Consider the following 11,634-nt stretch of genomic DNA (forward strand, 5'->3'; position numbering starts at 1 on the left):
GGCCCACCCGCCCCGACGCGCAGGCCGTCCCGAAGGCGGCCCCGTGCAGTCCGGCCGACTTCGGCAGCCGGACCGGCGCCGCGCTCGTGGCCCTCGTCAAGGCCTCGACCACGGCCTGCGTCAACACCCTCTTCGCGGTGACCGGCACCGACGCCCGGGCCGTCTTCCGCGAGTCCCAGATGGTCACGGTCGCCGACGAGTTCAGGCGCACGGCACAGCGGTATCGGGGCGACAACACCGACCGCATCTGGCAGCTCGTCCTCTTCCTGCGCGCCGGGTACTACGTCCAGTTCAACAACCCCACCGACACCGGCCCCTACGGCACCCGCCTGGCCCGCGCCACCACCCGGGGCCTGGACGCCTTCTTCGCCCGCTCCTCCTCCGGGGACGTCACCGCGGCCAACGGCGAGGTGCTCGGCGAGGTCGTCGTCCTCACCGACAGCGCCGACCAGCAGGCCCGCTATCTCAGGGTCTACCGGCGGGTGTTGAACGCCTACGACAGTTCCTACGACGCCGTCCCCAGCATGCTCGCGGCCGTCAACGCGGTCCACACCCCGCTCTGGCGCGGCAACTGGAACCCGGCATACGTGGACGCCGTCGCCGCCGACCCGTACATCGCCCGCACCCTGCGCCGGTTCGCGCTCGACCACCTCGACCTGCTCGGCACCGACCGGTCGTACCTGGCGTCCAACGCCGGGATGAACCTGGCCCGTTACATCGAACACCCGGCGCTGCGGCCCACCGTACGGCCCCTGACCAGGGAGCTGCTGAACGCCTCGCGGATCACCGGACCCACGGCCGGACTATGGGTGGCGGTCGCGACCCAGGCGGAGTACCACGACCGCGCCAACTGCTCCTACTACGGCGTCTGCGACCTGACCGGACAGCTGACCAGGGCCGCCCTGCCGATCACCCACGCCTGCGACGCCACCCACACCATCCGGGCCCAGTCGCTCACCGCGGCCGACCTCGACGCGGCCTGCGCCAGCGTGCTCGGCCAGGACGCCTACGTCTACGAGCTCGTCAAGGACGACGGCCCCATACCCGGCCAGTACCTGTCGACCATCGACCTCGTCGTCTTCGCGGGCAGCGCCGACTACCGCACCTACGCCGGGGCGATCTTCGGCATCAGCACGGACAACGGCGGCATGACCGTGATCGGGGACCCGGGCGACCCCGCCAACGAACCCTTCGCCGTCATGTACCAGAAGCCCCGGGACGAGGGACACGCGGCCCGGATCTGGAACCTCAACCACGAGTACACGCACTACCTCGACGCCCGCCTCGACATGAAGGGCGACTTCGCGCAGCAGACCTCGGTGCCGGACGTCTGGTGGATCGAGGGCGTCGCCGAGTACGTCTCCTACGGTTACCGCAGCATCACCTACGACCAGGCCGTCACGGAGGCGGGCAAGCACACCTACCGGCTGAGCACGCTGTTCCAGAACACGTACGCCAACAGCGACGTGACCCGCACCTACCCGTGGGGCTACCTCGCCGTCCGCTACATGTTCGAGCGGCACCCGGCCGACGTCCACCGCATGCTCGACCGCTTCCGCGTCGGCGACTACGCGGGCGGACACGCCGTCTACGCCACCGACATCGGCACCCGCTACGACGCCGACTTCGACCAGTGGCTGACCGAGTGCGCCGCCGGTGCCTGTGCCGCCGGCGCCGCCGTCAGTCGAGAGCGGTCTGCGGTATCTGCACGCTGATCAGCTCCCCGGTGCGCGGATCGACGGTCAGGCCGCGTCCCGGTCGGCGGTTGCGCAGCTGGGCCTGGGTGAGCCGGACGCCCAGGATGTCGCCCTCCATCACGCTCTGCAGGGCGAGGAGCACGCCCCGCCGGTGTCGCTTCAGGGCACGGGAGCTGGAGCTCCCTCGGCGACAAGGTCTCGGTGGCCACGGGGGGAAACAGCGCCGAGCTGGACTAACCGACTCGGTCGACGAGTTCCGCAAGGGCGGTTTCTGAGGCCTGCCGGGTGAGGCGCTTGTGGGTGTTGCGTGTCGAAGCGCCGCAGAGATCTTCCGGAACGCGCGCGGGCCGTGCACAGTCAGGAGCCGTCATGCATCGGCGCATGGCACGTCGTCGGGAGGACAGTCGATGGCAGCTCACGACCGTGCCCAGCGGCCGGACACCACAGGTGCCGCCTCGGAGGGGATCGGCCGGCGCAGATTCCTCGGCTACGTGGTGGCCGCCTCGACGCTGACCGTCGCCGCCCCGCTCGGTGAGACGCTCCTCGCGCCCACCGAGGCGGCCGCGGCGGTCCCCTCGGTGCCCGGCCCGGCCGAGATCTACGACCTCAACGACATGCTCACCCACGCCGCGCTGCCCACGGCGAACCTGATCACCATCCGCCTCGACTCCGACGGCACCGCCTCCTTCGCCCTGCCCCGTGCCGAGGTCGGCCAGGGCGTCACCACCTCCAGCGCCATGCTCATCGCCGAGGAACTGGACCTGCCGCTGGAGAACATCCACGTCACCCTCGCCGACGCCCGGCCCGAGCTGCTGTTCAACCAGCTCACCGGCGGCTCGAACACCACCATCTCCACCTACACCCCGATCCGCGTCGCGGCCGCCGTGGCCCGCGGCCGCCTGCTGAGAGCCGCCGCGCTGGAACTGGGCGAGGCCGTCGGCACCCTGAGCGCGAAGGCGGGGGTCATCACCTCGACCGTGACCGGTAAGAGCCTCACCTACGGCGAACTCGCCGAGAAGGCCGCCTCGGTGGCCACCGGCCAGGTCTCCGTGTCCCTGAAGGAGTCCGCCGACTTCAAGGTCATCGGCACCGGGCGGCGGCGTATCGACGCGCTGGAGGCGGTCACCGGCCGCAAGAAGTTCGCCATGGACGTGCACGTGCCGGGCGCGCTGCCGGCCATGGTGTGCCGCCCGCCGACGATCAACGGCACCGTCCGCTCGGTGGAGAACCTGGCCGACGTACGGGCCATGCCCGGCATCACCGACGTCGTACGCATCTCGACGGGCGTCGCCGTGCGCGGCCGTACCTTCGGGCAGTGCATCGACGCCGTACGGGCGCTGGAGGTCACCTGGGGGCCGGGAACCGCTCAGGACGCCTCCGACGACAGCGTCCGCGCCGAACTGCGCAAGGCCGAACTACCGCTTCCCGGGCTGGACTTGCTGACCAAGTCGGTCGACGTCCGCTTCACCTTCCACTTCGCCAGCAACAGCGCCCTGGAGACCAACTGCGCCGTCGCCGACGTACGCGAGGACTCGGCCGAGATCTGGGCGAGCCTGAAGTCGCCGATCGTCGCCCAGGAAGAGATCGCGACCGAACTCGGCCTCCCGGTGAGCGCGGTCAAGGTCCATGTGACGGAGGGCGGCGGCTCGTTCGGCCGCAAGCTCTTCCACGACGCCGCCGCCGAGGCAGCAGAGATCTCGAAGGCGATGGGCAAGCCGGTCAAGCTGATGTGGCACCGCACCGACGACTTCCGCCAGGGTCGCACCCACCCGATGTCCACCTCACGCGTGCGCGCCACCTACGCCCTCGGCCAGGTGCTGACCTACGACCAGCGCCACACCTCCGTCGCCACCGACTTCGGCCACGGCGTCGGCGAGATCATCACGGCCGAGGCCGCCCGCCTGCCCGTGGGCGACCTCACCTTCTCGGAGACGGTCTTCGCACTCACCCAGCAGACCCCGTACCACCTCGGTGTCGTCACCCAGCTGCTCAGCGAGACCGACAAACGCTTCAACACCGGCTCCATGCGCAACATCTACTCGCCCAACGTGCGGTGCGCGCAGGAGCTGGTGGTGGACGAGCTGGCGGGGCGCATGGGCAAGGACCCCTACCGGTTCCGCCGCTCCCTCCTCAAGGACGAGCGGGCGCGGGCCGTCCTGGACAAGGTCGCCGAAGTGGGGGAGTGGGGCCGGAGCATGCCGGAGGGGACGGCGCAGGGCATCGCGCTCCACCCCGAGTACCACGCGTACGTCGCCGTCCTCGCCGAGATCGACTGCCGCCCGGAGACCACCGGACGGGAGATCCCCGACGCGTACACCGGCCCGCGCGTGACCAAGGTCGTGTGTGCCGTGGACGTGGGCCTGGCGGTGAACCCGCGTGGCCTTCAGGCCCAGATGATGGGCGGCATCATGGACGGCATCGCGATCACCCTCAGCTCCGGGCTGCACCTGGACAACGGGCATTTCCTGGAGGGGAGTTGGGACAACTACTTCTACACCCGCCAGTGGAACACCCCGCCGGAGCTGGAGATCGTCGTCATGCCGCCGACCACCGACACCCCCGGCGGCGCGGGCGAGCTGGCCGTCGCGGGCGCCATGGCGGCCGTGGCCTGCGCCTACGGACGTGCGACGGGCACGATGCCGACGACGTTCCCGCTCAACCACGCCGAACCGCTCGGCTTCGAGCCGCTGCCCACCAGCCCGCCGATCCCCGCGTCCCCGACCGACGGCCTGAGCCGCGCCTTCTAGAAGCCAGGAGCCACCGTGCCCGAACACACCTTCATCCTCAACGGCGAGTCCGTCACCGTGGACATCGAGGACGACGTACGGCTGCTGTGGGTGCTGCGGGACGTCCTGGGCGTCACCGGACCGAAGTACGGGTGTGGCCTCGGCGTGTGCCAGGCCTGCACGAGCCACATCAACGGCAAGGCGTTCAACCCCTGTTCGGTCCCCGTGAAGGACCTGCGCCCCACCGACGAGGTCACGACCATCGAGGGCCTGCCCGCCACGGTCGGCGGGGAGTTGCACCCGATGCAGGAGGCCTGGCTGGAGTACGACGTCGCCCAGTGCGGCTACTGCCAGCCCGGCCAGATCATGACCGCGGTCGCCAAGGTCCGCCAGGCCCGCGAGGAGGGCAGCGAGATCACCGAGGCAGACCTCGACGAGATCCGCAACGTCTGCCGGTGCGGGACGTACCACCGCGTCCGCGAGGCCATCGTGGCGGGCGCGAAGAAGTACTGAACGCGCGCTGTGGCCGCGCGGGGTGATCCGTGCGGCCACAGCGCGCCTGCTCAGCAGGCCGGACGCCGCGCGTGCGCCGGATCGAGGGCGTTCAGGACGAGGCGCGTGGCCACGTCGTTGTAGCTGATGTCGACGTGCTCGGTGAACTCGGCGGGGCAGAGGTCCTGGAGCTTGAGGTTGGTGACGTTCGGGGCGGCGGCGAGATAGGCCGAGGTGTACGGGGTGACGACCTCGTCGTACCGGGTGGTGATCACCGTGTAGCTGACGCGGGGGTCGGTCTCGCCGCCCGCGTTGAGGCCCCGGAGGAAGTCCGAGCCGATCAGCTGCTGCTGGCACGCCTTGCAGTTCAGGCCGAGCAGTTCGTCGCCGCCGGGGAACGCCAGCGCGAGCAGGCCGAGGCCCGAGAACGTGGTGCCGTGGTTGGACGGGGTGAGGGCGACGAGCTTGTCGACCTCGGCCGCCCCGCCGAGGTGCCTGATGTAGTAGCGCGGCATCATGCCGCCCTGCGAGTGCCCGACCAGGTCGACCTTCGCGGCGCCCGTGGCGTCTCGGACCCGGTCGACGAAGTCCGCCAGCTGCCGGGCCGAGGCGGCCATGTCGCCGGTGCCGAGCAGGGCACCCGAGTCGCCGCCGTGGTTGAGGGCGAAGACGCAGTAGCCCGCTTCGGCGAGCAGCGGAGCCAGGGCCGCCCAGTTGTCGTAGCGGTTCTCCATGGTGCCGTGCACGAGGACGACCGGACGCGGATGGGCGGCGTCGGGGCGGCAGCCGAAGTCGTTGGCGCCGGAGGGCACGGCCGTGGGGTGGGCCAGGGAGTACATGAGGGCCGACGGGAAGTCGTCCTGGGGCGGACCGACCGGATCGGCCGCCGCCACGGGTACGGCGTCGCCGGTGTCCGGTGCCGCCTGGGACCGGTCGACGCCGGCCACGCCGATACAGACGGCCGCGGTGAGACCGGTCAGTGATGCGGCCAGAAGGCGTCGGCGCCGGGTGCGTCCGAGTCCGTGAGTGCGCATGAGGGGATCTCCTGTGCCTGTCGTGGGGTTGCGGCAGCGGATCCGTGCGGCCTGGTCACAAGGGCGAGACACGGAAGCTACTGGCGCGTAACGTCGGGTCAACACTCGCGTCGGCCGCGGGAGCCGACCAGGAGAGCCGCTCAGGGAGAGGAGAGAGATGTCATGGGCGTGACACCTTTCCCGGGCTGTGCCTCATCCGGGTCAGTCCTTGTGCGCTCCGGCGCCGGCCACCCGCGGCGAGGGCACAGCTCGGTGCCCGGCCCGCCGCCACCGCTGCCCGAGACGGAGCCCTCGCGATGACGTCACCGGTCGAGACGTTCACGCGTCAGCCCTGGCGCGAACTGCCCCCGGTGCTGGCCGAGTTGATCCGCGCCCGCACCGAGAGCATCGTCACCGACATGACCCGGGCGATCCGCGACGAGGTGCCCCCCTACCGCCGCTCGCTCGACTCCGCCGTCGGCCGCGACCTGAGCGAGTCGATCCGCCGTGCCGTGCGCCAGTTCGCGGAGCTGATCGAGCACCCCGACAGCGCACAGGACCATCACCTCCACCACTTCCGCCACCTCGGCCGGATCGAGTTCCTCAACGGCCGTACGACGGACGCGCTCCAGGCCGCCTTCCGGGTCGGCGCGCGCGTGGGCAGCAGGCGCTACGCCGAGATGGTGCAGGAGGCCACGCTGCCGCCCGCGACCGTCCTGACGCTGCACGAGGCCGTGCTGGTCCATATCAACGCCCTGTCCAACGAGGCGGTGAAAGGTTTCCTCGCGGCGCAGCAGCGCTCGGAGGGCGAGGTCAAGCGCGCCCGTCGAGCACTCGTGGAACGGCTGCTGGAGCCACCGCGAGGACACGAGCGCGCACCGCTGGGACCGCTCGCCGAGCGCGCCCGCTGGCCGCTTCCCGGTGCCGTCGCGACCGTGGTCGTGCGGTCGGCGGGACGCCTCACCGTGCCCGGCGCGGACGGCGACCTGCTCTCCGCCAACCGGGGGAGTGACGTCGTCCTGATCGTGCCCGAGCCGGAGACGAGCGGGCTGCTCGAACGGGTGCGGGCCGCCGCCCGCGGCCAGGTCGCCGCCGTGGGCCCGGTCGTACCGGTGCACGAGGCGTGGCTGTCCCTCCAGTGCGCCCGCCTCGGCCTCGACAGACGGGCGCAGCTGCCTACGCAACCGGGCGACGACGGGGCATTCCTGCGTGTCGACGACGAGTTGGCGGAGCTGCATCTGCTGCGGGGCGCCCCCATCGGGGAGTTGCTCGACCGACGGGTGCTGGGCGTCTTCGCCGACCTGCCCCGGGGACGGGCCGACCGGCTCGCCGAGACCCTGGACGCCCTGCTGATGTCCTGGGGGCGTACGGCTCCCGAGGTGGCCCAGGCGCTCGGCATCCATCCGCAGACGGCCCGCCAGCGGCTGCGCCGCCTCGAGGCCCTGTTCGGCGACCGGCTCGCGGACCCCCTCTTCCGCTTCGAGGCCCTGCTGGCCCTGCGCACCCGCGCGCTGCGGGCCGACGCCGGCTGAGCCCCCGGAGTCACCAGTCCCGGGCCGTCTGCAGCAAGTGGTCCCGGACCAGGGCGACATGAGGGTTGCCGGACGAGCCCGGCCGCTGCACCAGGAAACCGGTGTTGATGGGCGGATCGTCGGGATCGTCCAGCAGGACCAGCGCGCCCGAGGCCAGCTCGGCGGCGCACAGGTAACGGGGGAGCACACTGAACCCGGTCCCGCCCGCCACCGCCGCCTTCACCGCGTTCAGGTCGGGCATGGTCACCGCCGGGTGCCGCACCAGACGCCTGCCGAACACATGACGCCAGTAACGCCGCACGATCGGCACGTCGTCGGCGTACGCCACCAGCGGCACCCCGTGCAGCGCGGCCGGCCCGTCGGCCGCGATCCGCGCCGGCCCGCCGAGGCGCTCCGCCCAGACAGGGGACGTGACCAGCACGAACTCCTCGTCCGCCAGCGGCGCCGCGGCCAGGGCGCGCCCGCGCGGCCGGTAGGTCGACACCACCAGGTCGTAGCGGCCCGCCCGCAGCTCCGCCAGCAGCGGTTCGGTCAGCCCGGGCGTGATCCGCAGCCGTACGCCCCGGTCGACCAGGGGAGCGAGGCCGGGCATGACACGGTGGGTGAGCAGCTCGGCCGGACCGGCGAGATGCACCGGCTCCGCGGGATGGACCTCGGAGGGGCCGCCCGGTCCTCCCGTGACGCCGGCCAGGGCGTCCAGCGGCTCGACGATCCGGGAGGCGAGCTCGTCCGCGTAGGGAGCCGGGGCGACACCGCGTGCCAGCCGCTGGAACAGCTCGCGGTCCAGCTGCCGCTCCAGCGCGCGGATCTGGGTGGTGACCGTCGGCTGGGACAGGCCCAGCAGACGGGCGGCGGCGGTGAAGGAGCCCGTCCGGTACACGGCGAGGAACGTGCGCAGCAGATTCAGGTCGACCTGCGCCGAACCGCCCAGCGGGCCTCTCTCCGCCTCGCCGCCCTCCGCCTCCCCATTGGAATCCCTATGTCTCATATGCGTGAGCCTATTGGATTCCAATGGCAGGACGCGCGTACGGTCGGAACACCACCCCGCCTCCCGAAAGAGCACCCCATGTCGAAGATCCTCTTCGTGCTGACCGGTTCCGACCACTGGACGCTGGCCGACGGCACCAAGCACCCCACCGGCTTCTGGGCCGAGGAGGCCGTCGCCCCGTACGAGGCGTTCAAGGCCGCGGGTCACGAGGTCGTCGTGGCCACGCCGGGCGGCGTCGTACCGCCCGTCGACCAGGGCAGCCTCGCGCCCGAGTTCAACGACGGCCAGGAGAACGCCGACCGGGTGGCCGCCGTACTCGCCTCGATGACCGAGCTGCGGCAGCCGGTCCGACTGGCGGACGTGAACCTCGACGACTACGCCGCCGTGTTCTACCCCGGTGGCCACGGACCGATGGAGGACCTGGCCGTCAACGCCGACTCCGGCAAGCTGCTGACCGAAGCCCTGGAGTCCGGCAAGCTCCTGGGCGTCGTCTGCCACGGCCCCGCCGCCCTGCTCGCCGCCACCAGGGCCGACGGCACCAACGCCTTCGCCGGCTCCCGGGTGGCCGCCTTCACCAACGCCGAGGAGACCCAGTCCGGCTTCGCCGAGCGGGCCAAGTGGCTGCTCCAGGACCGGCTCACCGAGGCCGGCGTACAGGTCCAGGTGGGCGAGCCGTGGGTCCCGCACATCGTCGTCGACGGCAACCTGGTCACCGGCCAGAACCCCGCCTCCGCCGCCCCGCTCGCCGTCGAACTGCTGAAGAAGCTGGGCTGATCCGCGGCCGTCTTCCGCGGCCGGGCCGGCGGTGCGACGATGCCGGGATGATCACACCGTCGGACCCACGCGACGACCGCACCCCGGGCCGAAAGCTCCAGGTGGAGACCCACGGCCTCGACGTCATCGCCGACACCGAGCGCAAAGGCACTCCGCGCACGCTGTTCTGGCCTTGGTTCGGCGCCAACGTGTCGATCCTGGGTCTGAGTTACGGAGCCTTCGCGCTCGGCTTCGGGATCTCCTTCTGGCAGGCGCTGGTCGCAGGCGTCCTCGGCATCGTCTTCTCGTTCCTGCTGTGCGGGTTCGTCGCCGTGGCCGGAAAGCGCGGCTCCGCGCCGACGATGGTGCTCGGCCGCGCCGCGTACGGGGTGCGCGGCAACCGGCTGCCATCGGTGATCTCCTGGGTCCTCACCGTCGGCTGGGAGACCGTGCTCTGCGCCCTGGCCACCATGGCCACGGCGACCGTGTTCGGGCGGCTCGGCTGGGGCGGCGGGACCGGGACCAAGGTGGTCGCGCTCGTCCTGGTCGGGGCGCTGACCGTGGTCGTCGGCGTGATGGGCTTCGACCTGATCATGCGGCTCCAGACCGTGATCACCGTGGTCACGGGCGCGCTCACCGTCGTCTACGTCGCCCTCGTCGCCGACCACGTCCACTGGTCCACCGTCAGCGCCGTACCGGCGGGCTCGGCCCAGGAGTTCATCGGGGCCCTCGTGTTCATGATGACCGGCTTCGGCCTCGGCTGGGTCAACGCGGCCGCCGACTACTCCCGCTATCTGCCCCGCACCGCCTCCAGCCGGGGCGTGGTCGGCTGGACCACGTTCGGCGCCTCCCTGGCCCCGCTGCTCCTGCTGGTCTTCGGCCTCCTGCTGGCGGCTTCCGCCAGCGACCTCAACGAGGCCGTGGCAGCCGACCCGATCGGCGCGCTGACCACGATCCTGCCGACCTGGTTCCTGGTCCCGTTCGCGCTCGTCGCGGTCCTCGGCCTGGTGGGAGGCGCGGTGCTCGACATCTATTCATCGGGCCTCGCGCTGCTCTCGGCGGGGCTGCGCGTCCCGCGCCCCGTGGCCGCGCTGCTCGACGGCGTACTGATGATCGCGGGCTCCGTCTACATCGTGTTCGTCGCCGACGACTTCCTCGGCCCGTTCATGGGCTTCCTCACCACCCTCGGCGTCCCCATCGCCGCCTGGTGCGGCATCATGCTCGCCGACGTGGCCCTGCGCCGCCGCGACTACGACGAGCCCGACCTCTACCGCCCGACCGGCCGCTACGGCGACATCCCGCTCACCCCGCTGCTGCTGACCCTCACGGCCACCGCCCTCGGCTGGGGCCTGGTCACCAACTCGACGGCGAACTGGCTGGACTGGCAGGGCTATCTGCTCGGCCCGCTGGGCCTGGGCGGCAGGTCCGGCGCCTGGGCGTACGCCAACCTCGGCGTCCTGGCGGCCCTCGCGCTCGGCTTCCTCGGCACCCTCCTGCTGCGACGCGGACACGTCCGCGACCAGGAGACACAGGCACCGAGCCCACAGAGCCCCGCGCCGAAGGCAGGGGCGACACCATGACGACCGGGTGGCTCGCCGTCATCGACATGCAACGCGTCTTCGCCGACCCCGACAGCCCATGGGCCACCCCGCGGTTCGCCGAGGCGGCGGCAGGCGTACGACGCCTCTTGCCGGCCTTCGGGGACCGTGTCACGTTCACCCGATTCGTGGCACCCCGCACACCGGAGGGCGCCTGGCAGGCGTACTACGCGCGCCACGCCTTCGCCCTGCAACCGCCCACGGCCCAACTCTGGGACCTGACGGACGAGTTCGCGCCACACGCCCGGCACGTACTGGACGCCCCCACCTTCGGTAAGTGGACCCCCGAACTCGCCCGCCACGCCACCACCGAGGGCCGCCTGGTCCTCACCGGCGTCAGCACCGACTGCTGCGTCCTCTCCACGGCCCTGGCGGCCGCCGACGCGGGCATCGAGGTCCTGGTCCCCGCGGACGCCTGCGCGGGAGCGGACGACGACTCGCACGCCAAGGCGCTGTGTGTGCTGGACCTGTACCGGCCGTTGATCCGGGTGACCACGGTCGCCGAGCTGCTGCAGGGGTGAGGTGGGCTCACGGCTCCGAGGTCTCGGATTCCAGGGACGTACGGGTCGCCGCGCCGTACACGCCCGACTCGTCACCCAGGACGACCCGGGTGAGCTGGTAGGTGCGTACCCCGCTCTCGACCTCGCGGTCGAAGTCGCCGTCGACGTCGCCGCCGTAGAGGCCGATCTGGCGTAGCCGGAGCTGCAGTTCGGTGACTTCCGGACCCTGGTCGCCGCGGCGCAGGACCGGAGGTTGGCCTTCCGCGCCGGTCGGGTCGGGGGCCGGGCCGGTGGTCGCGCCCGCGCTGGAGGGCGGTGCCGTCGGGGTGGCGGTG

Annotated in this window: 11 protein-coding genes; 7 read left to right on the top strand and 4 right to left on the bottom strand. The window is 71.8% G+C overall.

Annotation, left to right across the window (positions count from 1 at the left end; all coding sequences use genetic code 11):
• Positions 1–1,715: collagenase (locus L0P92_RS36215; protein ID WP_234767303.1), on the top strand; the 1,715-nt coding region annotated here is incomplete at its 5' end.
• Here L0P92_RS36215 and L0P92_RS36220 read toward each other — a convergent pair.
• Complete coding sequence (locus tag L0P92_RS36220; protein WP_234767304.1) at positions 1,681–1,839, bottom strand: hypothetical protein; 159 nt, start codon at positions 1,837–1,839, stop codon at positions 1,681–1,683. The two genes, L0P92_RS36215 and L0P92_RS36220, sit on opposite strands and share 35 nt — an antisense overlap.
• A gap of 265 nt (positions 1,840–2,104) precedes the next feature.
• On the opposite strand from L0P92_RS36220, the gene L0P92_RS36225 reads away from it, so the two are divergent.
• Positions 2,105–4,444, top strand: coding sequence for a molybdopterin cofactor-binding domain-containing protein (locus L0P92_RS36225; protein WP_234767305.1), 2,340 nt, complete (start codon positions 2,105–2,107; stop codon positions 4,442–4,444).
• A gap of 15 nt (positions 4,445–4,459) precedes the next feature.
• On the top strand, positions 4,460–4,936 hold the full coding sequence (locus tag L0P92_RS36230) for a (2Fe-2S)-binding protein (RefSeq protein ID WP_234767306.1): 477 nt from the start codon (positions 4,460–4,462) through the stop codon (positions 4,934–4,936).
• A gap of 50 nt (positions 4,937–4,986) precedes the next feature.
• On the opposite strand, the gene L0P92_RS36235 is transcribed toward L0P92_RS36230, so the two are convergent.
• Positions 4,987–5,949 carry an esterase/lipase family protein gene (locus L0P92_RS36235; protein WP_234767307.1) on the bottom strand — a complete coding sequence of 321 codons (963 nt, stop codon included), beginning with the start codon at positions 5,947–5,949 and terminating at the stop codon, positions 4,987–4,989.
• Between the two features lie 296 nt (positions 5,950–6,245).
• Here L0P92_RS36235 and L0P92_RS36240 point away from each other — a divergent pair, with 296 nt between their 5' ends.
• A complete protein-coding gene (locus L0P92_RS36240; RefSeq protein WP_234767308.1) occupies positions 6,246–7,460 on the top strand; it encodes a PucR-like N-terminal domain-containing protein in 1,215 nt (404 codons plus the stop codon).
• Between the two features lie 10 nt (positions 7,461–7,470).
• Here L0P92_RS36240 and L0P92_RS36245 read toward each other — a convergent pair whose 3' ends face one another.
• Positions 7,471–8,448, bottom strand: a complete 978-nt coding sequence (locus tag L0P92_RS36245) for a LysR family transcriptional regulator (RefSeq protein ID WP_234767309.1) — start codon at positions 8,446–8,448, stop codon at positions 7,471–7,473.
• 78 nt (positions 8,449–8,526) lie between these two features.
• Here L0P92_RS36245 and L0P92_RS36250 point away from each other — a divergent pair, with 78 nt between their 5' ends.
• The 3 genes from L0P92_RS36250 to L0P92_RS36260 are packed head-to-tail and all read left to right on the top strand — an operon-like array spanning position 8,527 to position 11,320.
• On the top strand, positions 8,527–9,222 hold the full coding sequence (locus L0P92_RS36250) for a type 1 glutamine amidotransferase domain-containing protein (RefSeq protein WP_234767310.1): 696 nt from the start codon (positions 8,527–8,529) through the stop codon (positions 9,220–9,222).
• A 47-nt stretch (positions 9,223–9,269) separates the two neighbouring features.
• Positions 9,270–10,781: a purine-cytosine permease family protein gene (locus tag L0P92_RS36255; protein WP_234767311.1), complete on the top strand. Its 1,512-nt coding sequence runs from the start codon at positions 9,270–9,272 to the stop codon at positions 10,779–10,781.
• Positions 10,778–11,320, top strand: coding sequence for a cysteine hydrolase family protein (locus tag L0P92_RS36260; RefSeq protein ID WP_234767312.1), 543 nt, complete (start codon positions 10,778–10,780; stop codon positions 11,318–11,320). The genes L0P92_RS36255 and L0P92_RS36260 overlap by 4 nt, the downstream gene beginning before the upstream one ends.
• Before the next feature lie 7 nt (positions 11,321–11,327).
• Here the strand turns inward: L0P92_RS36260 and L0P92_RS36265 are convergent.
• Positions 11,328–11,634 (bottom strand): peptidoglycan-binding domain-containing protein (locus L0P92_RS36265; protein ID WP_234767313.1); only part of this gene is annotated, 307 nt, incomplete at its 5' end.

Origin of the sequence: Streptomyces muensis (assembly GCF_021474425.1) — a bacterium.
GTDB lineage: Bacteria > Actinomycetota > Actinomycetes > Streptomycetales > Streptomycetaceae > Streptomyces > Streptomyces muensis.